The sequence below is a fragment of the Flavobacterium bernardetii genome (assembly GCF_011305415.1).
Lineage (GTDB): Bacteria > Bacteroidota > Bacteroidia > Flavobacteriales > Flavobacteriaceae > Flavobacterium > Flavobacterium bernardetii.
The window spans coordinates 115,576-137,754 of the sequence record NZ_JAANOQ010000007.1 but is presented as its reverse complement, the minus strand read 5'-3'; the positions used below and the strand labels follow the sequence as shown (position 1 = coordinate 137,754).

Here is a 22,179-nt window from a genome sequence, read left to right as displayed (position 1 = left end):
AATCTTTGCGAATCTCTGCGAAATAATCTAACTTTCCATTTTAAAACACAACATAATGTCAGATTTGTCAAAAGTTAAAATTCTACATATCGATTCTAATCATCCTTTACTTTGGGAACAATTAGAAAATACTGGTTTCAGTAACGAAGCTGATTTCACTTCCACAAAAGAAGAAGTAGAAAATAAAATCGAAAACTACCACGGAATTGTCATCAGAAGCCGTTTTAAAATTGATAAAACTTTTATCGATAAAGCTAAAAACTTAAAATTTATCGCTCGAGTTGGTGCAGGTTTAGAAAGTATCGATTGTGAGTATGCGGAAAGTAAAAATATAAATCTTATTGCAGCACCAGAAGGCAATTGTAACGCCGTTGGCGAACACGCTTTAGGAATGATTTTGTCGCTTTTTAATAAATTAAATCACGCGGATAAAGAAGTCAAAGCCGGGCATTGGAACAGAGAAAGTAATCGAGGAACCGAATTAGATGGAAAAACAATCGGGATTATTGGTTACGGAAATATGGGAAAATCTTTCGCTAAAAAATTGAGAGGTTTTGATGTGGAAGTTTTATGTTACGATATTTTGCCAAATGTAGGTGATGAAAATGCGAAACAAGTTTCTCTAGAAGAAATACAACAAAAATCGGATGTATTGAGTTTGCATATTCCGTGGACAACAGAAACAGATAAAATGGTAAATGCTTCATTTATCAATCAATTTGCGAAACCGTTTTGGTTAATCAATACCGCAAGAGGAAAAAGTGTAGTTACAGCCGATTTAGTTGCTGCATTGCAATCGGGAAAAGTTTTAGGTGCTGGTTTAGATGTGTTAGAATACGAAAAATTATCTTTCGAAACCTTATTTGAAGGCGAGAAACCAGAAGTTTTCGATTATTTATTACAAGCCAATAATGTTTTATTAACACCGCATATTGCAGGTTGGACATTTGAAAGCAAAGAAAAACTAGCACAAGTTATTGTAAATAAAATAATTAATTTATATCTGTAACAAAAGTTGTGAATTAACTACTTATGTGATAACTAAAACTATAAAATTATGCATGAAGTTACCAAACAAGAAGAATGGAATACGCAAAAACCAAATCTTCCTTTTTTTAAAGTAGATCCAGTAATGGTTCTTATTTTCGGATTTTTAACCTGTGGATTGTATTTGATTTACTGGAATGTGAAAGCAGCAGAAGTGATTAACGCCGCTAATGAAAAAGAAGTAGTGTCGCCAACAATTGCATTAATTACAGGATGTTGTGGATTAAACTTGTTTTTTTACTGGTTAGTTGGTAGAGATGGTTTACCAAGAATTTACCAATTAACAGGTCAGCCACAAAAAGACGACTCTGTTTTATTATTAATTTTAGGATTTTTCTTTCCTATGATTGCTGCCATGATTGTACAATCGGAATTAAATAAATTATACAATTAATAAATTTATTCAATATAGAATTATAGGGATAATTAGTGTGTTACTCGTGCTAATTATTCCTTTTTTTATACTCCTAACCAATAATGGAACTTTAGAAAGCGAACAATCATTTTGCCCGTTTAAAATGTTAACCGGTTTTCCTTGTCCGGGTTGTGGAATTACGAAATCTTTAGTGTATTTATACGAAGGAGATTTGCTTAAAAGCATCACTTTTCACTTGTTTGGACCAGTAGTATTGGTTTTGTCAATATACTTCTTAATCAAATTAAGTTTTGAATTATATTACAAGAAACCGTTTTTCGCAAATACATTCAACAAAAAAAAGTGGACGTATGTTTTTGTCGCACTTTTAATTGTATATCATTTAATTAGAATTGTACTTTTTATAAAAAATAATTCGTGGGATTCTATTTTAAAAGAATCTATTTGGAGGTAAGTTAGAAAGAGCCAAGTAAAAAGAGCCAAGTAAAAAGAGCCAAGTAAAAAGTAAAAGTGAATATCGTATAATTTGCTCAAATCGCTTTGTCTCTAAATCTCCAAATCTCACATTCAAAAAAAAAAAATTTACCCTTTGTGCTTTCTTTCTAATTCCGCTTGAAATTCTTCCATAACTGGTTTTACTGTACTTTCAGGAATATCCGAAATTTTAATATACATCAATCCGTCAATCGCATTGTTGAACATTGGATCTACGTTAAAAGCTACCACTCGAGCGTTTTGTTTGATGTATTTCTTAATTAAAACTGGTAAACGTAACGAGCCTGGTTCAATTTCATCAATAATTTTATCGAATTTATTTAAATCGGCTTCCGCTTCATTAAATACGAAATCTTTATCAGCATCTTTTAGTTTTACCTTGTATTCTTTTTTAGGTTTGATATATTGCGCCACATACGGATCGTAATAATTAGACTTCATGAATTCAATCATTAACGATTTAGAAAATTCTGAAAACTGATTACTAATACTCACGCCACCAATTAAAAAATTATGTTCCGGATAATGTAAAGTCGTATGTACAATTCCTTTCCAAAGTAAAAACAAAGGCATTGGTTTTTGTTGGTATTCCGAAATGATAAAAGCACGACCCATTTCAATAGATTGGCTCATCATGTCGTTTAATTCTGGTTCGAATTTAAAAAGTTCATTTAAATAGAAACCTTCTAAACCGTATTTTGGAAATATTTTTGAACCAAATCCCATTCTGTAGGCACCAGCAATCATTTGAGCGTCTTCATCCCATAAAAACATATGGTGGTAATATTGGTCGTATTTGTCTAAGTCAATCGCTTCGTTAGTTCCTTCGCCAACTTCTCTAAATGTAATTTCACGTAAACGGCCAATTTCGTGTAAAATATTTGGAATTTTTTCAGCGGTCACTAAGAAAACTCTGTAGTTTTTACTTTGTAATAATTGATAATCACCTTCCTTTAAGAAATTGATTTCTTCAATAATTTGTTCGTGATTGGCAGGTTTTACAATTTGTTTTGCCGCTTTTGGACTACTTGTAAATTTCGGAAAAGTTAATTTAAAGTTTTCTTCTTCTTTTTCTTCAAAAGATTTAGAAAGCATGTAAGTTTTCTTTCTTAAAAATTCTCCAAATTCTGGGATAGTTTCATGTTCGTTTAACTCGTTTACAGAAATCGGTTTACCAATTCGAACTTTAATTACTCGGTGTTTTTGAGTTAATAATTCGCTTGGTAATTTTGCGGTTCGTAACGTATCATTCAGTTTTGATAAACGATAAAATAATTTGCTGTTTTGTGCATGAAAATAAATCGGAACAACAGGAACTTTTGCTTTTTTGATAATTTTCAAAGCGCCTTCTTCCCAAGGTTTGTCTACAATTAATTTTCCGTCTTTATAAGTTGAAACTTCTCCAGCAGGGAAAATTCCTAATGGTTTTCCGTCACTTAAATGACGTAATGTTTCTTTGATTCCGACAACGCTAGATTTCGCATCTTTATGATCTTCAAACGGATTAACCGGCATAATATACGGTTTCATCGGTTCAATTCTGTGTAATAAAAAGTTAGCAATTATTTTGAAATTCGGCTCGCGTTCTAGCATTAATTTCAATAATAAAATACCATCAATTCCACCTAAAGGATGGTTGGAAATGGTAATATAAGCACCGTCTTTTGGTAAACGTTTCAAATCTTCTTCCGGAATTTCAAATTTTATTTGAAATTCATCTAAAATCGCATTTAAAAACTCCAAATCGCTTAAGTGCTTATTTCGATTATAGATTTTATTAAGTGTGGAAATTTTAAGTACTTTCATGAGTAACCACCCAGAAAATGTTCCGAAAATTCCGTATTTGTCCGTATTTATTGCTTTGGCTACTTCTTTTGCAGTAACTAATCCCATCTATTTTGTGTTTTGAGCAAGTAACAAAGATAACAATTCTATTGAATTTTGTGCCATCAAAAACACACAATTGCTAACAATTTAAAAATAAGTAGGGTTTGCTAAAATATTTATAAAATACTTGTTCAATAAGCCGTTTTATTGAAAACTTTTTCTATTTTTGAGTATTAGAAAAAACAAAATGAAGATTATCTCCTACAATGTAAATGGTATCAGAGCCGCAATAACTAAAGGATTTATTGAATGGTTACAAAGCGCAAATCCAGATGTAATTTGTTTGCAAGAAATTAAGGCTACTGAAGATCAAATTCCTACAGAAGATATTACTGCTGCAGGTTATCCGTATCAATATTATTTTTCAGCTCAGAAAAAAGGATATAGCGGGGTAGCTATTTTATGTAAAACCGAACCTAAAAATGTGGTTTTCGGAACAGGGTTGGAGTCTATGGATTTTGAAGGTAGAAATTTACGAGTAGATTATGATAATTTGTCTGTAATGAGCATGTATTTACCATCTGGAACGAATAATGACAGATTGGGATATAAGTTTAAATACATGGACGATATTCAAGAATATATAGTGAATTTAAGAACAGAGATCCCGCATTTAGTAATTTGTGGAGATTATAATATTTGTCACGAAGCAATTGATATTCATAATCCAAAAGGTAACGTAAAAACATCTGGATTTTTACCAGAAGAACGTTCTTGGCTAGATGGATTTATGAAAACTGGAATGGTTGATACGTTCCGACATTTAAATAAAGAACCACATAATTATACATGGTGGAGCTATAGAGCCAATGCCAGAAATAATAATAAAGGTTGGAGAATTGATTACTGTTTAGTTACGGAACAATTGATAGATAATATAAAAAGAGCCTTAATTTTACCAGAAGCCAAACATTCAGACCATTGTCCGATTTTGGTGGAAATTGAGTAATGTAAGAGCCAAGTAAAAAGAGCCAAGTAAAAAGTGAAAAGAGCCAAGTAAAAAGTAAAAAGAGCTAAGAGAATTTAAATCGTACAACCAAATACAATTAAAAAACGTCTAATATAAAAACAAAACTGATATAATGATAAGAAGAGTAGCCCTAGCCGTATTGGTATTAACCATGAGTACATCATGTGTTTCTAAAAAAATCTATCAAGATTTAGAAAATAAGTTTGCCGAACTTAAAAAAGAACGCAATACGTTAGCCGATGAAAATGAAGGTTTAAAAACCAATAATACTGCTTTGCAAACGGATTTAGATAAGTATAAATCTGAATCGGAAAGACTAAAAGCAGAACGTGATAAATTAGCAGCTGATTATGCAGCAACTAAAAAGAGTTTAGACAATTTAAAAGCGTCTTATGCTGCTTTAGAAAAAGACAGTAATGAAGCTTTAGATGCAAATATTAGTAAAAACCGTCAATTGTTAGCGGAATTAGAAGCGAAACAAAAAGCGATGGCTGCTGAACAAGACAAATTAAATAAATTGAAAGCCGATTTATTAAAATCGTCTACACGTTTAGCAGAATTAGAAAAAATTATGGCTGACAAAGAAGCAGCTATGAAAAAATTAAAAGAAACTTTGTCTAAATCGTTAAAAGCTTTTGAAGGAAAAGGATTAACAGTAACTGAAAAAGACGGAAAGGTTTATGTTTCTATGGAAAACAAATTACTTTTCGAATCTGGAAGTTATACTGTTGGAACTGAAGGTAAAAAAGCAGTTGATTTAGTTGGGAAAGTTTTAGGTGACAATCCAGATTTATCAGTTTTAATTGAAGGGCATACGGATAATGATAAAATTACTGGAACTTTATCTGGTGGAATTGAAAGTAATTGGGATTTATCAACCAAACGTGCAACTTCAATTGTAAACATTTTAACGGCTAATCCTAAAGTTAATAAAGCCAACTTAACGGCAGCTGGAAGAAGTGAATTTGCACCATTATTAAGCAATGACTCTGCGGAAGGAAAAGCAAAAAATCGTAGAATTGAAATTATTTTAACACCAAAATTAGACGAATTGTCTAAGTTGTTAAACGAGATGTAATTTTCAATTCAAAATAATTTAAACCTAACAATTTTCGAGTTGTTAGGTTTTTTTAAATCTAAAATAAATGAACACACTTCACAAGTTACTTCTGCAATTAGAAAATCACATTCCAAATTTGGAAAAAACCAATTCTAAAATTTCAAGCAGTTCTATTGGTTGGCAAATAGATCATTGTTTGTTAGTCATAAACGGAATTATTGATCAATTAGAAGTGTCTAATCCGTCTGCTTTTGAACCTAAATTTAATTTACCCAAGTTTATAGTTTTTACAACTGGGAAAATTCCAAGAGGAAAAGCCAGAGCGCCTAAAATTGTAATGCCCGTTGATGTGGCAACAGCAGATGAATTGAAATTGAAAATAGAATTGGCCAAAACTAACATTTTAAAACTAAATTCTTTTCCAATAAATGCGCATTTCAAGCATCCTTTTTTTAATGATTTGAATACCAAACAAACGGAAAAATTCTTAGCTATTCATACCAAACACCATTTGAAAATTATTGAAGATATCTTGAAATAAATAAAATCTATCTCACTTCAATTTTTCTTTTTACGAATCTTCGTAACTTCGCCATTCAAAAAAAACAGAATATCAAAATGAAATTCACAACCCTTCCAAATACCAATTTAAAAGTTAGTAAAGCTTGTTTAGGAACCATGACATTCGGGAATCAAAACTCCGAAGCAGAAGCCCATTTTCAGTTAGATTATGCTGTAGAACGTGGCATCAATTTTATTGATACTGCCGAAATGTATCCAATTGGTGGAAACGAACATATTTTTGGAAGTACAGAACGTTACATCGGAACTTGGTTAGCGAAAAACAAACACAAAAGAGACGATTTAGTCGTAGCAACAAAAATTGCTGGACCAAATAGAGGAATGAGTTACATTCGTCAGCCGTTAGATTTCTCTAAGAAAAGTATCACGGAAGCTGTTGAATTAAGTTTAAAAAACCTGCAAACAGATTATATCGATTTGTATCAAACACACTGGCCAGAACGTGTGATGAATATGTTTCAAAAAAGAGGTCTGGAAAAAATTGATACCAATTGGCAAGAAAATATTTTTGAAGTCTTAACCATTTTTGACGGATTAATCAAAGAAGGAAAAATAAAACACATTGGCCTTTCAAACGAAAATCCATGGGGCGTGATGAAGTTTTTAAATGAAAGCGAGAAACACAATTTACCACGAATTGCTACAATTCAAAATCCATTTTCTTTATTAAACAGATTGTATGAAGTCGGTTTGTCTGAAATTGGAATGCGTGAAAATGTCGGTTTATTAGCGTATTCGCCTTTAGGTTTCGGATTTTTATCTGGTAAATATTTAAACGGAACTCCAGAAAATTCTCGAATGAAATTGTTTCCAAATTTCGTTCGATATACAAATGAAAATTGCTTTAAAGCGACTAAATTATACCAAGATTTAGCACACAGTTTAGGTTTAACGATTACTGAATTGGCTATCGCATTTGTCAACCATCAAGAATTTGTTTCTTCCACTATTATTGGTGCAACAACCATCGATCAATTAGAAGAAAATATTAATGCTTTTGATGTTATGCTTACGGATGCAGTTTTAGAAGAAATCAATAAAATACAGGAATTAATTCCGAATCCGGCACCTTAAAAAGAGTGATTAGTGGTCAGTTTTTAGTTTGGAGTTACAACCAAATGTACTAATAGAAAGTTTGTCATTCAGAAATTGACTTTTTTTAGTTTGAATTACAAATTGAATCTTTAAATTCTTGCACTTTCATGCTTTTTAGTTTGTCCATTAATTTTGTTTTTTCATCTGAGTATCTTGTATAACCACAATTTATTACATTACTTTTTTTCTTTTGTAATAAGGAATACAAGTTTTTATATAAATGATCTTTTAAAAAATAATAAGTAGTTTCGTTTGATAGGTTTTCTAAATTTGATTTATCCAATTTAAAAGGTATATACAGATTGATGAAATTTCTTTCTTTTGTAAACTGGTCATATTTGATAATCTGATTTTCTTTGTTTTCTGACTTTATTTCAATAAGAAATTTGTCCAATTTTATTTTATACTCTTTTATGAAATTGAAGTCTTCGTCTTTTTCTCCTGATTCTGAATATTTTACTATATAGTAATCAATTAGTGAATTGCTCAAACTTTCATTTTCCCCTGAAGATTGCTTTAGCTTATTCAGTAATATATTTTCAATTGAGTTTTCACTTTCTTTACAAGAAAGCATCATAATTAGAACTAATAAATAGGATAGATATTTCATAAGTATATTTTATAATTTAATATGTATTGCTTGTAGTGATTCGTTACCAACAACACTTGCCTTATGACCGTGAATTTCACTGTCAAATTCTATGTTTTCGGGTAAATTGTCTTTGGCAATAAAGCAATCGCCAGGATTAAAAATTTTAAAATCTCCGTTTTGCATTTCTATTTTTAAACTTCCTTTTTGGATACTAATAAAAGTTGCATCACCAGCTAAATGGAAATCGGTGGCATAACCAACATCACTTTTTCGTAATCGGAAATTTTGTGCGCCAATTTGGTCACTAATAAATAAGCCACCACGTTGTTGTACAGAAAAGTCTATATCTTCAAAAACAGAAATCCCATTTTCATTTGTGTTTATTGTTGGAATGATAAAAGGTTGGTTCATGAGTGGAATTTCTTTCAAAAGTAATAAAAAACCCAACAAGTAGTAAAACTTATTGGGTTTGAAGAAAATTGACTTAACTACTTAACTAAAGATTTCCAATCACTTTATCTTTCGGATATTTGATTTTATAACTGATTCTGTATTTCTTAGTTTCGTTAGGTTTCAGTTTGATTTCCCATGTTAAAACCCCAGTTTCTTCATTGGCTTTTGCGCCATCTTTATCTAAAAGTTCTACCGTCATTTCTTTATCCGTACTTAATGGATATTGGTCTTTTAGCAACATGTTAATTTCTTCTTTTTTGTTGTTTCGAACAATAATATCATACGTGAACGTTTGTTCTTTATAAGAAGATAAAAATTTAGTTCCCGATTTATCCACTACTTTTTCACGTTTAATAGAGATTTTTTTATCTCTTCCCATGCTTAAATTCAACGTGTCTTGTGTTTGATTTGGATTAATTTGTGTTTTACCAACATACATGCCTTCGAAAATGATATTCGCTTCACCTGGTAGTAAATTATATTTTGCATAATCGTTTAATTCAGCTAATAAAAACGCTTCTTTTTCCACTTTCGGCACCGCGTAATATTTGTAGGTTGCCGGTAATTTTAAATCTTTCAATGCGACACTATGCGCTTTTCCGTTTGATAATATATCGTAAGGAATATCAATATCGAAAGTTACGTTAAGTTGATTTTCAATGATTTCTGTGTAATTTGAAACAGATGATACTTCTGCTTTTTTTCTTTTAATTCCATTGGCTTGAATTGTAACTGCTTCTAATTGATTTGATTGAGCGTCAAAATTCTGATATCCATAATTCGCAGGATAACCATATCTCAAAAACCAAGCTTGTAATAATGGGGCGGCATTATTTTGATTTGGATTACCGCTTGAAAGGGTTAGTTTTACTTTTTTCCAATCGATTCCTGTGCTTTGTACGACTTTGGCTTTGTACATTAAATTAATTGGCGAGTTGATATTTTCCGCACGTAAATCGTAAAAGGGTTGCCAAGAAGCCGAATTCGTAATATATGTCACATCTAAATTTACATTGCCTGCTACTTCATTCATGACTTGTAAAATCAGTTTTCCTTTAGACGATTTGTCTTCTTTTTGTGTGTTAATGACCAATTTGTTGTTTAAATCCGTCAGCGTTTTGTTCCATTTGGTTTCTCTTTCTGATAACGTCACAATGGCATTGTCTAACTCCGTTCTTTTGGTTTTGTAATATTCTACTAATTTCATCAACTCGCTAACATTTAAACCTGTATTTGCGCCACCAACTGCTTTGTTTTGGTCTAACATTTCAATAGTTTGCTGATGCGAATATTTATCGATTTGTATTTTCTTAATTTCTTTTTGTACGAAAGTGATACTGTCACGAACGCGTTTAATTACTGGATTGCTTTCATCAATTTCATATTCCGAAATATAATTTTGTGTAAACTGAATGGATAAAACCGTTAAGCTATTTGGTGCGCCAATTTGCACCGTGCTTTCATTTAAATAATCAGCTACGTTTTTAATTACGATTTCGCTAGTTCCTACAGGTAAGTTTACCGATGTAGTTTGAGATAATTCGGCTCCAGAAAAATAAACCGTTGCCGCTTTTGTTTTTGCTGAAGTGAAAATTGGTTTTTGTGCAAATGAAATTGCTGTTACCAATAAGGTTAGGGATAAAATTAGTTTTTTCATTAGTATACGTTTAAGATTCTGAATTGTTATTTTTGGATGTGTGATTTCTGATGCCTAAACCGCCCATAATCATATAGTTTTGTAATTCTTCTTCGGGTTTGATATTGATATTTAAATTCAATTTGTTGTTTTTAATTGCTTTCAAATCTATTTGAAACGTATTGTTATAATTTTTATCATCATTACTAATGTGAACGCTAATTTCTTTCGTATCATCGTTTAGTAAAACTGGAATTTCAAATTTGCCCGTTTTCGCATCAATTTTTATGTTTTTTGAAGCACCATTGATGTAAATGGATAAGTTCGGATATAATTTTTCAGAAATTGGTTTTTTGGTTTTACTATCTAACAATTTTCCATGAATTGTAACTGAGATTACCTTATTTACAGGTTCTCTGTAAGCGATTTTACCCATAATCACTCGTTGAGGTTTGGTAGAATCTACTTCAATTTTTACAGGTTCTTTTTCTTGAGCTACTACATTTGAAGATAATAAAACTGTCGCAGCAATAGCAGTTGCATATTTGAAAGTAGTTAATTTTGAAACTGCATTATGTTCAAAAACTTGATCCAATTGCGATGTTTTTAAACGAGCACAAATAGAAGTGTCTTTAGAATTGGCTAAAATTTTCGCAACTTCAGAATTGGTTTTTCGACTTAAGTCAATTACGTTTTTCGCACATGAACTACAAAATGAACCTTGTGCATTTGGTGTCATTTCGCTGAATTTTGCATCACACGGATTTTCTATTTCTAGGGAAAATTGTTTTATCATAATAATCGTTTCTTTAAATTAAAACCTCTAAAGAGAAGTTCTATTTATATAGATTACAATTATTATAAAAAGGTTGGGAAGGAAATAATTTATTTTTCTAAATTTTTTATAAACTGCTCAATTTCAAGTTTTTGACTCGAATATTTTTTTTGCAATTTACCATCTTTTTCCATTCGATTATAATATTCTAAAGCTTTATTGGCGAAAAATAGTCTTTGTTTTTTGGAAGCGTTTGGAACTTTTGGGAAGATTTCGTGGAAACACATTTCGCAATAGGCTTGCCATTCACGTTCGTTTCGATCTTGAATTTTGTAATCAGGAGATTTCTGAATCACGTGAATCATTTCGTGAGCCAAAAGATTTATGATTAATTCAAACGGAAATTCGAAAGCATTTTCTGGAATTCGGATAATTTGTGGATCGCCAATTTCGCCTTCAGCTGTAAAAAGGATAAAACTAGGTTCGGCTTTTTCTCTAAACTTGATACCTTTAAAGTTGGGATGTTTGATATCGAATTCTTCCAACAGAAATAAAGCGGCAGCTTCCGTTTGTCCTAATTCGTGATAGGATTGTAGAATTTGAACTATTTCTGATTTAGATTTCAAAAGGGAACTTATGGTTTGTTGTTGGGATTTCTACTTGTGTGAAAAACGGCATAAACGACTATGTCATTTCCAATAATTTCATAAATAATTAGAAAAGGAAAATTCCTTACAAAAACTTCACGGTAAGGTTTTCTTTTAACGGGATAGTGTTTTGGATATTTTTGAATTCTATCAAAATAAGTTTCTAAATTTTCTAGAAATTTTTCTCCTAAATCTTTAGATTGGTTTTCGTAATATAAATAAGAATCAATAATTTCCTGATTAGCTTCTTCTTTAATTATTAAATGGTATTTCATTATTTAGCTAATCGAGCATTTGATTTTACTTCTTCCCAAGAATAAGATTTAGTTTCATTTTTTAAATGTAATTCTCTTCTTTTATCAATAATATCGTAGTCTTCAGTAGTTAAATTTATTTCTTGGTCTTTTTCTAAAATAGCACGTAACTTTTTTAACACAGCTTCTTTTTTTGTGTTTAAAAGTAATTCGATTAGTTCAATTTTTTCTAATTGTAAGTCCATAATACATTCATTTGATAGTCAAAGATACAAATTTTACCCAAACAATTGTTCTACCAAATCTTCAATTTTACTCACCATTCGTACATCAATTTTAAAATCTTTTGGATTTATTTTATTGTGTTTCGATACGAAAATGGTTGAAAATCCTAATTTTTCTGCTTCATGAATACGTTGTTCGACTTTATTAACCGGACGAATTTCACCAGTTAAACCGACTTCTCCAGCAAAACAAAAATCTTTATCGATTGTTATGTCTTCGTTCGAAGATAAAATGGCAGCAACAACGGCTAAGTCAATCGCAGGATCGTCCACATTAATTCCACCAGTGATGTTTAAAAATACGTCTTTCGCACCTAATCGAAAACCTGCACGTTTTTCTAAAACAGCTAAAATCATGTTTAATCTTTTCAGATTATAACCCGTTGTACTACGTTGAGGTGTGCCATAAACGGCGGTTGAAACTAAAGCTTGAATTTCAATCATTAGCGGACGCATGCCTTCGATAGTTGTAGCAATTGCAGTTCCTGATAAGTAATTGTCTTTGTTTGAAATTAGTATTTCAGACGGATTAGAAACTTCTCTTAATCCGTTGCCTAACATTTCGTAAATTCCTAATTCGGCTGTAGAACCAAAACGGTTTTTTAAGGCACGAAGAATTCTGTAGACATGATTTCGGTCGCCTTCAAACTGTAAAACGGTATCGACCATATGTTCTAGAATTTTCGGACCAGCGATAGTTCCGTCTTTCGTAATATGCCCGATTAAAATCACTGGAACATTGGTTTCTTTGGCGAATTTAATCAGTTCAGCAGTACATTCTCTAATTTGAGAAATGCTTCCCGCTGAAGATTCAATGTATTCGGTATGTAAGGTTTGAATCGAATCAATAATCACCACTTCTGGTTCAATTTCTTCAATTTGACGAAAGATATTTTGTGTTTTGGTTTCGGTTAAAATGAAACAATTATCGGTTTGACCTGTAATTCTTTCGGCACGCATTTTTATTTGTTTCTGACTTTCTTCACCTGAAACATATAAGGTTTTGTAGGGTAGTTTTAATGAAATTTGAAGTAATAGCGTACTTTTTCCAATTCCAGGTTCACCGCCTAAAAGCGTTAAAGAACCCGGTACTAATCCGCCACCTAAAACGCGATTTAATTCGCCGTCCGTGGTGTTCATTCGTACTTCTTCTGAAGTCGAAATTTCATTTATTTTTAAAGGTTTGGCAACTTTTTTAGCTTCAGATGAAGGACTTCGCCAAGCTTGTTTTTCTTCTTTTTGAATAATTTCTTCTACAATTGTATTCCATTGTTTGCATGAAGTACATTGTCCTAACCATTTTGCGTAGTTAGTCCCACAACTTTGACAAAAGAAAGAAGTTTTTAGTTTAGCCATTTATTTATGCTGGATTTATTTATTCTGAATTGATTTCAGAATCTCAATTTATTCGTCTTTTTTTGGTTCTTCAGTAGGAACTGGTTCCACTGGAGTATCAGTAGGAACTTCTTCTGCTTTTGGTTCTTCTTTTTTTCCTTTTAGGGCTTCGGCTCTGTCTAAAATATAGCTTTTTGTTAAATCACCAATTTCAGCTTTTGTGTACGCGTTTTGATATTCTTTTGCAGCTCTTTTAAATTGTCCAATCTTTTCAAAATATAAACCTCTATGGTAAGTTCCTAACATTGTTTTAGGGTATTGTTTGTCTGCATAAGCGCCTAAAATCTCTAAATCTGAATACGCTTTGTTTTTTAAAATTGCAGCTTCTATAGCTTTGAAGTCTGAATATCTTGGTTGAATTTTTAAACCAATTTTCTTTTCAATATAATCATATTTGTCGATTAAATATTGTGCGTAACCACTTTCTAATTTTAATATTTTTTCGTTAAATTCTAATTTAGAAATTGGTTGGTAGCCATTAAAGACAAAATAAAAAGCACTTGGAATAGCTTCTGCAACTAAAGAATAGTGAGACGTATTTTGAAATACATCGTATCTATAAATCACATTTGGGTTTTTTATTTCTTTGGCAAAATCGTCAAGCTTTTTGGTGTTTTCTTGTATTTCTTCTAAATCGGCTTTTGAAGTAGCTTGGTAATAAAATACAGGTTGTTGTATTTTTGATAATCTTTCTGCAATTCTATCAACCATTAGCGGAGCCATTTCTGGAGAAAGAGAAATAAATGCGTTAAAAATGGGGTCGTCTTTATATAAATAGAAATTTAAAAATCCTGCTGTAGTATCATGTCCGGCTATCATTCTGAAAGGCAACGTTCTGTATTTTTGTTGTACATATGGTAGTAATTCGAAACCAATAAATTCGAAAAATTTCGCACCAGATTCAGCAGGTAAACCGTCTTCTCCGAAGTTGCTATCGTTAAAACGTGTTTCGCCATAATTTTGATTTACGGCAACAATTATCATTTCTGGTAAATCATCCCAATAGTTTCCGTATTTTAAAATTCCTGAGAAAGGATCTGCTAAATATTCCCCATCTAATAAAACTAAAACAGGGTATTTTTTCGTTGGATTACTTTCGTATGAAGCAGGTGTAATTATAGAAAAAGTTCTTTCGTCATTTAGTTTTTTAGATTGAATTTTTTCTTCAATTTTTTGTGCAAAAGTAGCAACAGAAACCATTAAAAATAGTAGGATAGATTTCATCTTCATGATAAATTGGTTTAGTAAAATAATGTAGCAATATACTAATTATTTTTTATTGTAGAGTGGTAAAAAAGCGTAAGATAATAAACCAAGTAAAATGGTTAAAATAGTTTGTGAAGTCCAAACTAGCCAGCCAAATGCTGTTCCGATATCGTTAGAAATGCCATATAATGAAAATATCATAGCTATTGCAAGTGGATATGCGCCTAGTCCACCATTAGTAAAACCAACGGCTAAACTTCCGAAGATGAAGCCCATTATTACAATATCGAAAGTAATATTTGAGGTTTCAGGTAAAGCATAAATGGTAACATAAAACATTAGTAAATAAGTAAACCAAATAAAGAAAGAAAAGAAAATGTATTTCCATTTGTCTTTCATTTTAAGGATGCTCGACATGCCTTCAATTAACCCAGATAATTTGTTTTTTAGTTTTTTTATGATATTCCATTCAGCATAAATCCAAATTAAAAGAAAAAGGATTCCTAAAATTGCTCCAATAATTCCGAAAAAGATAATTTTTTCGAAAGCGATTTTTTGTTTGATAAAGCCATATAGTTTTTCAAATTGCAATACAAATGCCAATCCAACAAACAATAAAAAGATAAGTAAGTCAACAATTCTTTCGGCTACAATAGTTCCGAAACCTTTGTCAAATGGTACGTTTTCGTATTTTTTTAACAAGGCGGCACGGGTAATTTCTCCTGATCTCGGAATGGTTAAATTCATAAAATAGGAAACGCAAACCGACATTAAATCGTTTTTAAAATCTGTTTGATAACCTAAATGTTGTAGTGAATATTTCCAACGATACGCTCTTGCCCAATACCCAAATAAAGCAATAAATAAGGATAGATAAATATAAAAATAATCTGCTTTTTGAAAGCAAGATTTTATTTTATTTAACTCTTCAATTGATAATGTAGTGTATTGATAATAAATTAGTCCGAAACCCAGAAGTAACGGAATAAATAAAGAGGCAATTTTGCTAAAATTCGCTTTCAAAACTATGTTAAAGAATTGTCTTTTTCATTTGGGAAAACCAAGCAAGGTTTGAATGTTTTTGCTTCTTCAAAATCGATAATTCCGTAAGCGATAATGATAATAATATCACCACGGTGTACTTTTCTGGCTGCTGGACCATTTAAAGTAATTTCACCTGTATTTCTTGGGCCTTTTATGGCATAAGTTTCCAAACGTTCTCCATTATTAACATTAACAATGGCAACTTTTTCGCCTTCTACAATATTGGCCGCTTCAAGCAAAGCTTCGTCAATTGTAATACTTCCAATATAATTTAAATCGGCTCCAGTAACAGAAACTCTGTGTATTTTAGATTTTACTACTTGTATTTGCATTTTGCAAAGTTAATTAATTCGAATAAATTTTATTATTTATTTTAACGAAATATTATCAATTAATCTGATATTTTCAATAAAAACAGCTATAAAACCCCTGTATTTTTTATTTTTTACTTTTCTTTTGCAGGTTAAAAGCGTGTCTTCGGCTGCAATTTCAAAATATTCTAGTGTGAAATTAGTGTGTTTTTTGAATTCTTTCTCCACAAATGAAACTACTTCGTTTGCCGATTTTGATTCAAATTTTTCTTTAGCTTGAGAAAGTATTTGAAAAATTAATTTCGATTCGTTTCTGGCACTTTCAGAAAGTCTTTCATTTCTACTGCTCATCGCTAAACCACTGGCTTCTCTGAAAATGTCGCAACCAATAATATTAACCGGAATTTTATATTTTGTAACTAATTTTTTTACAATTTGAAGTTGTTGAAAATCTTTTTCTCCAAAATAAGCATTAGTTGGTTTTACTATTTCAAATAATTTTTTCACAATTGTTCCCACGCCATCAAAATGACCAGGTCGATGTTTGCCTTCCATTTGATTTTCTAATCCATCATAATTGAAAGAAGTTGAAATTGTATTTCCTTCATAAATATCTGTTACACTTGGAGCATAAACAAGAATATTTTTATTTAGTTTTTCAACAAGTTCCACGTCTTTTTCTAAAGTTCGCGGGTATTTTTTTAAATCATCAGCGTTATTAAACTGAGTTGGATTCACAAAAATACTTAAAACAGTAACCTCATTTTCACTCAATGATTGTTCTAATAAAGACAAGTGGCCTTGGTGTAATGCGCCCATTGTAGGGACAAAACCAATTTTTTTAGATTGATTCTCAGCTTTATTTAGTTCAATTTGAAGCTCTTTTTGTGTTTGAAAAACGTGCATAGAATATTATTATAAAGTGCAAACTTACTATTTTAGTAGATAAGTCCATAAATTTTTATAATTTTGCATATTAAACAAAAATATAACATTTATTATATGAATGACAAGAGGATATTATATGTATCATCTGAAGTAGTGCCTTATTTAGCTGAAAATGAAGTGTCATTACATTCTTATGAACTGCCAAAAATGATAAATGAAGTAGGAGGGCAGATAAGAATTTTTATGCCAAGATATGGAAATATCAATGAACGCAGACATCAATTACATGAAGTAATTAGACTATCTGGGATGAATTTGGTAGTAAATGATATGGATATGCCTTTAATTATCAAAGTGGCATCTATACCAAAAGAGAGAATTCAGGTTTATTTTATAGATAATGACGAATATTTTAAAAGAAAAGCGACTTTTTCTGACGAAGAAGGTGTGTTGTATCCAGATAACGATGAAAGAGCCATTTTCTTTGCAAAAGGTGTAGTTGAAACCGTAAAAAAATTAAATTGGGTACCAGATATTATCCACGTTCACGGCTGGATGGCTTCTTTATTGCCTGTTTATTTGAAGCATTACTATAAAGACGAAGGTATTTTTGAAGACACAAAAATTATCACATCTGTTTATGCTACTGACTTTGAAGGGGCTTTAGATCCAGAAATGATGAATAAATTAGCTTACGATAACTTACCAGCTGATGCCATTTCAATCTACAAAGAACCGGTTTTTAGCAACTTAATGAAAGCAACAATTGACCATTCAGATGGAATTATTATTGCATCTAACGACTTGTCAGCAGATTTAACAAAATATATAGAAACTTCGAAAAAACCTTTTTTACCTTTCACCCCGAAAGAAATTTTCAAAGAAGCATATTTAGAGTTTATTAAAAATAAAGTACAATAATTATAATGAAAAAGAAAATAGCAGTTTTATTCTTAGTTTTTTCAATGGTTTTTATTTCTTGTGATCAGGAGTTTAATACAATTGGAGCAGACTTAGTAGGTGATGAACATTTTGATTTTGAGAAGCGTGAAGCAAGTTTAAAAGCATATTCAGTTCGTACAAATGAGGTGCAAACTAATAATTTGCCAATAAATCCTTTAGGAATTTACAATAATCCTTTTTTTGGAGAAACAAAAGCAAACTTCGTAACTCAATTAGCGTTAGTAAATCCGCAACCAAAATTTGGAACAAGCGTTCATGTTGAAGATGTAATATTATACATTCCGTTTTTTAGTGATGTAGAATCAACAAATTCTGATGGTTCTAAAGAATATACTTTAGATTCAATTTACGGGGCAAACAAAGAAAGTAAAATGAAACTTAGTGTTTATGAAAACGGATATTTTATAAATAATTTAGATGCTAATACTGACTTTCAGGATAGCCAACGTTATTATAGTGATGGATCTTCTAATGGAGGTGCTATTGACTTTGATTATCTAAAAATAGGTATTATTGGTGCAGGTAACTCTATTCAGGGAGGAGCTAGATTAAATGATAGTCCAGATGTTGCAGAAAATGACCAATTCTTTTTTAACAAAGAAGAAATTGTTACTTATGAAACTAAATTTAATCCAGTAACTCTAGTTCAAGAATATACAGATATTAATGGTAATGTGTTACCAGCAATAGATCAAACTAATCCTGCTAAATGGGTTGTAAAAGAGCGTTTGGCGCCAGGAATTTACTTAAAGTTAAATAAAGAATTTTTCAAGAAGAAAATAATAGAATCTCCTGCAAGTAATTTGTTTAATACGAATAAATTCAGAGAATATTTTAAAGGTTTATATTTTAAAATAGAGCAAGAAAACATAGGCGCTATTGATGAAGGAGCAATGGCTATGCTGAATTTTAATAAGGCAAAGTTAAACTTAAATTATAGTTCAATAAATGAAGGAGCTACAGGTGCAGCTGCTGTGCATACTTCTAAAGCTTTTGTTATGAACTTAGGAACAAACGCTAGTGGTAATACTGTTTCGTTGCAAAATTTTGCTTATACAGGTGATTATAATACAGGTTTATCAAATCCAGCCAATACTTTTGGTAGTATAACTTTTGGACAAAATGATAGATTATATGTAAAGGGCGGTAAAGGTTCTGTTGTGTATATGGATGTTTTTGGGGATGCTGATGTATTAGGAAAAGATGGACTTCCTTATACGGATCCTGATACGGGACAGCCAGGAAACAAAATTCCAGATGAGTTAGATCTTTTAAGATTAGAAAAAGTGTTAATTAACGATGCATATTTAGAGTTTTATATTGATAGGTCAGCTATGTCTGCAAATTCTAAATATCAAGAACCTGAGAGGTTGTATTTGTTTGATGCGACAAATCAAGAAGCTCTTGTTGACTATGTTTATGACACGAGCACTAGTTCAAGTCCAAAAAGAAACAAAATAGTTCATGGTGGTATCATTCAAAGGGATAATACGGATGATAAAGGAATAAAATATAAAATTAGAATTACAAGACATATTAATAACCTTATTAATAGTACTAATGAAAATTTGAATAAAAACTTAAGACTTGGACTTTGTGTAACAGAAAATATTGCAGAAAATAGAAATGCTTATTATAAAAGTCCTTTGGATATTAATAATACTCCATCGAATTTAGATGACGATATTAAATTTTTCCCACTTGCTTCAGTTTTAGCACAACAAGGAACGGTTTTATATGGAACTCATCCTGTAGGTTTGTCACCTGAAGATACTGAAAAATATAGATTAAAACTAACAATTCATATTACAAAACCAAATTAAACTCTTATATATATGTGTGGAATCGTAGGTTATATTGGTCATAGAGAAGCATATCCAATTATTATTAAAGGATTAAAAAGATTAGAATATCGTGGATACGATAGTGCTGGTCTTGTTTTATATGATGGTAAAGATTTGAAACTTTGTAAAACTAAAGGGAAAGTTTCCGATTTAGAAGAAAAAGTTGCTAAAGAAATATCTACAGAAGGACATATTGGATTTGGACATACACGTTGGGCTACTCATGGTGTACCAAATGATGTAAACTCGCATCCACATTTTTCAAATTCTGGAAAATTAGCAATTGTTCATAATGGGATTATTGAAAATTATGAGCCATTAAAAAAAGAATTAATTAAAAGAGGGTATGTTTTTCATTCTGATACAGATACTGAAGTTTTAATTAACTTAATTGAAGATGTTCAGAAAACAGATAATTTAAAATTAGGAAAAGCAGTTCAAGTTGCCTTAAATCAAGTTGTTGGAGCTTATGCAATTGTGGTATTCGATGTAAACAAGCCAGACGAATTAGTTTGTGCACGTTTAGGTTCGCCTTTAGCAATTGGTATTGGTGAAGATGAATATTTCGTTGCTTCAGACGCCTCTCCGTTTATTGAATTTACTTCAAATGCTATTTATTTAGAAGATGAAGAAATGGCAATTATTCGTTTGAATAAACCAATGAAAGTTCGTAAAATTAAAGATGATTCTTTAGTAGACCCTTACGTTCAAGAATTGCAAATGAATTTAGAGCAAATCGAAAAAGGAGGTTACGAACATTTCATGTTAAAAGAAATTTACGAACAACCTAACGTAATTAAAGATACTTATAGAGGAAGATTATTGGCTAACAAAGGCATTATTCAAATGTCTGGCGTAGAAGATAATTTAGAAAAATTCACGAATGCGAAACGAATTCTAATTATCGCTTGTGGAACTTCTTGGCATGCCGGTTTAGTTGCTGAATATGTTATCGAAGAATTTGCAAGAATTCCTGTTGAAGTAGAATATGCTTCAGAATTCAGATACAGAAATCCGATTATAAATAAAGATGATGTAGTAATTGCAATTTCGCAATCTGGAGAAACAGCTGATACTTTAGCAGCCATAAAATTAGCGAAAGAAAACGGAGCGTTTGTTTTTGGAGTGTGTAATGTAGTGGGTTCTTCTATTTCTAGAGAAACTGATGCAGGTGCTTATACGCATGCTGGACCAGAAATTGGTGTGGCTTCAACAAAAGCATTTACAACTCAAATTACAATTCTGACACTTATTGCTTTACGTTTAGCAAAAGCAAAAGGAACGATGAATCAATCTGATTACCAACGTTATTTGTTAGAATTAGAAATGATTCCTGAAAAAGTACAAGAAGCTTTACAGACTAATGATGTTGCTAAACAAATAGCTGAAATTTATAAAGATGTGCCAAATGCTTTGTATTTGGGTCGTGGATTTAATTTTCCAGTAGCTTTAGAAGGAGCATTGAAATTAAAAGAGATTTCATACATTCACGCAGAAGGTTATCCAGCTGCAGAAATGAAGCACGGACCAATTGCCTTAATTGACGAACAAATGCCAGTTATAGTTATTGCGCCAAATAAAGGACATTACGACAAAGTTGTAAGTAATATTCAAGAAATAAAATCAAGAAGCGGAAAAATTATTGCCGTAGTCACTAAAGGAGACACGCAAGTGAAAGCTTTAGCAGATCACGTAATTGAAATTCCAGAAACTTCAGAAGCGTTAACGCCATTATTAACTACAATTCCATTGCAATTGTTATCCTATCATATTGCAGTATTAAGAGGTTGTAATGTGGATCAGCCTAGGAATTTGGCAAAATCAGTGACCGTAGAATAACCTAAAAAAGCGAAATATTAATTATTTCGCTTTTTATATTTAAAATATAAAAGTGTTACAAATATTAAAATATTTACTAGTAATCAGATTGAGAAAATGGGTTTCAAAAGATGATTATTTAGCTTATTTTTTATTGTTATTATTACATTCTTTAGGGGCTTTATTTTTTTATTATTATTTTGAAGAATATAAAAATTATATATTTTTATGTTTTTTCGATGTTGTTGCTTTTAATGCAAACCGAGTCGATTCTTCTTTTTTAAAGCTTAGTAAAAATTATAAAGTCATTCTTTTTTTTGAATATATATTTTATTTGTTGCCTTATATAATTGTATTGTTTTTAAAACTCGAGTGGTTGTATATTGTAGTTTTTTTGCTTTTAAATATTATTTTAATCAATTTACCAAAACTTTCATTTAAAATTATTTCATATCCTTTTGATCTTTTTAATGTGTTTTGGCACATTAGTTTTAGAAAACATAAATTGCTTTTTGTTTATCCCATAATTTTTACGCTTTGTTATATCTATTATTTGC

23 protein-coding genes are annotated in these 22,179 nt (G+C 31.0%); 10 read left to right on the top strand and 13 right to left on the bottom strand.

Going from position 1 to position 22,179, the window contains the following annotated elements:
* The first annotated feature begins 55 nt into the window (after nt 1-55).
* The 3 genes from G6N05_RS12795 to G6N05_RS12785 are packed head-to-tail and all read left to right on the top strand — an operon-like array spanning nt 56 to nt 1,877.
* Nucleotides 56-1,009, top strand: a complete 954-nt coding sequence (locus G6N05_RS12795) for a 2-hydroxyacid dehydrogenase (RefSeq protein ID WP_166130087.1) — start codon at nt 56-58, stop codon at nt 1,007-1,009.
* Nucleotides 1,010-1,057: 48 nt separating this feature from the next.
* Nucleotides 1,058-1,441, top strand: coding sequence for a DUF4234 domain-containing protein (locus tag G6N05_RS12790; RefSeq protein ID WP_166130083.1), 384 nt, complete (start codon nt 1,058-1,060; stop codon nt 1,439-1,441).
* A gap of 46 nt (nt 1,442-1,487) precedes the next feature.
* Nucleotides 1,488-1,877 carry a DUF2752 domain-containing protein gene (locus tag G6N05_RS12785; RefSeq protein ID WP_317167487.1) on the top strand — a complete coding sequence of 130 codons (390 nt, stop codon included), beginning with the start codon at nt 1,488-1,490 and terminating at the stop codon, nt 1,875-1,877.
* 128 nt (nt 1,878-2,005) lie between these two features.
* Here G6N05_RS12785 and G6N05_RS12780 read toward each other — a convergent pair whose 3' ends face one another.
* Nucleotides 2,006-3,811 carry a GNAT family N-acyltransferase gene (locus G6N05_RS12780; protein WP_166130079.1) on the bottom strand — a complete coding sequence of 602 codons (1,806 nt, stop codon included), beginning with the start codon at nt 3,809-3,811 and terminating at the stop codon, nt 2,006-2,008.
* Between the two features lie 181 nt (nt 3,812-3,992).
* Here G6N05_RS12780 and G6N05_RS12775 point away from each other — a divergent pair, with 181 nt between their 5' ends.
* From G6N05_RS12775 to G6N05_RS12760, 4 genes are all read left to right on the top strand, one after another.
* Complete coding sequence (locus G6N05_RS12775) at nt 3,993-4,754, top strand: exodeoxyribonuclease III (RefSeq protein WP_166130075.1); 762 nt, start codon at nt 3,993-3,995, stop codon at nt 4,752-4,754.
* Between the two features lie 133 nt (nt 4,755-4,887).
* The gene (locus G6N05_RS12770; protein ID WP_166130072.1) at nt 4,888-5,853 is read left to right on the top strand and encodes an OmpA family protein; all 966 of its coding nucleotides are present in this window, start codon (nt 4,888-4,890) and stop codon (nt 5,851-5,853) included.
* 67 nt (nt 5,854-5,920) lie between these two features.
* Nucleotides 5,921-6,376, top strand: coding sequence for a DUF1569 domain-containing protein (locus tag G6N05_RS12765; RefSeq protein WP_166130068.1), 456 nt, complete (start codon nt 5,921-5,923; stop codon nt 6,374-6,376).
* Nucleotides 6,377-6,453: 77 nt separating this feature from the next.
* Nucleotides 6,454-7,491 (top strand): aldo/keto reductase, encoded by a 1,038-nt coding sequence (locus G6N05_RS12760; RefSeq protein ID WP_166130064.1) that lies wholly within the window; start codon nt 6,454-6,456, stop codon nt 7,489-7,491.
* A gap of 85 nt (nt 7,492-7,576) precedes the next feature.
* Here G6N05_RS12760 and G6N05_RS12755 read toward each other — a convergent pair whose 3' ends face one another.
* The 12 genes from G6N05_RS12755 to panC all read right to left on the bottom strand — a co-directional run bounded on the left by G6N05_RS12755 (nt 7,577) and on the right by panC (nt 17,015).
* Nucleotides 7,577-8,122 (bottom strand): hypothetical protein, encoded by a 546-nt coding sequence (locus G6N05_RS12755; RefSeq protein WP_166130061.1) that lies wholly within the window; start codon nt 8,120-8,122, stop codon nt 7,577-7,579.
* 9 nt (nt 8,123-8,131) lie between these two features.
* Nucleotides 8,132-8,515, bottom strand: a complete 384-nt coding sequence (locus tag G6N05_RS12750) for a cupin domain-containing protein (RefSeq protein WP_166130057.1) — start codon at nt 8,513-8,515, stop codon at nt 8,132-8,134.
* A gap of 85 nt (nt 8,516-8,600) precedes the next feature.
* Nucleotides 8,601-10,214: a DUF4139 domain-containing protein gene (locus tag G6N05_RS12745; protein WP_166130053.1), complete on the bottom strand. Its 1,614-nt coding sequence runs from the start codon at nt 10,212-10,214 to the stop codon at nt 8,601-8,603.
* 10 nt (nt 10,215-10,224) lie between these two features.
* Nucleotides 10,225-10,989, bottom strand: a complete 765-nt coding sequence (locus tag G6N05_RS12740; RefSeq protein ID WP_166130049.1) for a hypothetical protein — start codon at nt 10,987-10,989, stop codon at nt 10,225-10,227.
* 89 nt (nt 10,990-11,078) lie between these two features.
* The gene (locus G6N05_RS12735; protein WP_166130046.1) at nt 11,079-11,594 is read right to left on the bottom strand and encodes a hypothetical protein; all 516 of its coding nucleotides are present in this window, start codon (nt 11,592-11,594) and stop codon (nt 11,079-11,081) included.
* A gap of 8 nt (nt 11,595-11,602) precedes the next feature.
* Nucleotides 11,603-11,890 carry a type II toxin-antitoxin system RelE/ParE family toxin gene (locus tag G6N05_RS12730; protein ID WP_166130043.1) on the bottom strand — a complete coding sequence of 96 codons (288 nt, stop codon included), beginning with the start codon at nt 11,888-11,890 and terminating at the stop codon, nt 11,603-11,605.
* Nucleotides 11,890-12,114 (bottom strand): hypothetical protein, encoded by a 225-nt coding sequence (locus G6N05_RS12725; RefSeq protein ID WP_166130040.1) that lies wholly within the window; start codon nt 12,112-12,114, stop codon nt 11,890-11,892. Before G6N05_RS12725 ends, G6N05_RS12730 begins: the two co-directional genes overlap by 1 nt.
* Before the next feature lie 33 nt (nt 12,115-12,147).
* Complete coding sequence (gene radA, locus G6N05_RS12720) at nt 12,148-13,509, bottom strand: DNA repair protein RadA (RefSeq protein ID WP_166130037.1); 1,362 nt, start codon at nt 13,507-13,509, stop codon at nt 12,148-12,150.
* A 48-nt stretch (nt 13,510-13,557) separates the two neighbouring features.
* Nucleotides 13,558-14,778, bottom strand: coding sequence for an alpha/beta hydrolase (locus G6N05_RS12715; protein ID WP_166130034.1), 1,221 nt, complete (start codon nt 14,776-14,778; stop codon nt 13,558-13,560).
* A 39-nt stretch (nt 14,779-14,817) separates the two neighbouring features.
* Nucleotides 14,818-15,777: a lysylphosphatidylglycerol synthase transmembrane domain-containing protein gene (locus tag G6N05_RS12710; protein WP_166130030.1), complete on the bottom strand. Its 960-nt coding sequence runs from the start codon at nt 15,775-15,777 to the stop codon at nt 14,818-14,820.
* Between the two features lie 2 nt (nt 15,778-15,779).
* On the bottom strand, nt 15,780-16,130 hold the full coding sequence (gene panD, locus G6N05_RS12705; protein WP_166075636.1) for an aspartate 1-decarboxylase: 351 nt from the start codon (nt 16,128-16,130) through the stop codon (nt 15,780-15,782).
* 36 nt (nt 16,131-16,166) lie between these two features.
* A complete protein-coding gene (panC, locus tag G6N05_RS12700; RefSeq protein WP_166130026.1) occupies nt 16,167-17,015 on the bottom strand; it encodes a pantoate--beta-alanine ligase in 849 nt (282 codons plus the stop codon).
* Between the two features lie 96 nt (nt 17,016-17,111).
* On the opposite strand from panC, the gene G6N05_RS12695 reads away from it, so the two are divergent.
* Genes G6N05_RS12695 through glmS form a run of 3 tightly spaced genes read left to right on the top strand, consistent with a single transcriptional unit; the run spans nt 17,112 to nt 21,643 of the window.
* On the top strand, nt 17,112-17,918 hold the full coding sequence (locus G6N05_RS12695; protein WP_166130022.1) for a glycogen/starch synthase: 807 nt from the start codon (nt 17,112-17,114) through the stop codon (nt 17,916-17,918).
* 5 nt (nt 17,919-17,923) lie between these two features.
* Nucleotides 17,924-19,783, top strand: a complete 1,860-nt coding sequence (locus tag G6N05_RS12690) for a DUF4270 domain-containing protein (protein WP_166130019.1) — start codon at nt 17,924-17,926, stop codon at nt 19,781-19,783.
* A gap of 12 nt (nt 19,784-19,795) precedes the next feature.
* Nucleotides 19,796-21,643: a glutamine--fructose-6-phosphate transaminase (isomerizing) gene (gene glmS, locus G6N05_RS12685; protein ID WP_166130014.1), complete on the top strand. Its 1,848-nt coding sequence runs from the start codon at nt 19,796-19,798 to the stop codon at nt 21,641-21,643.
* Nucleotides 21,644-22,179 lie beyond the last annotated feature (536 nt).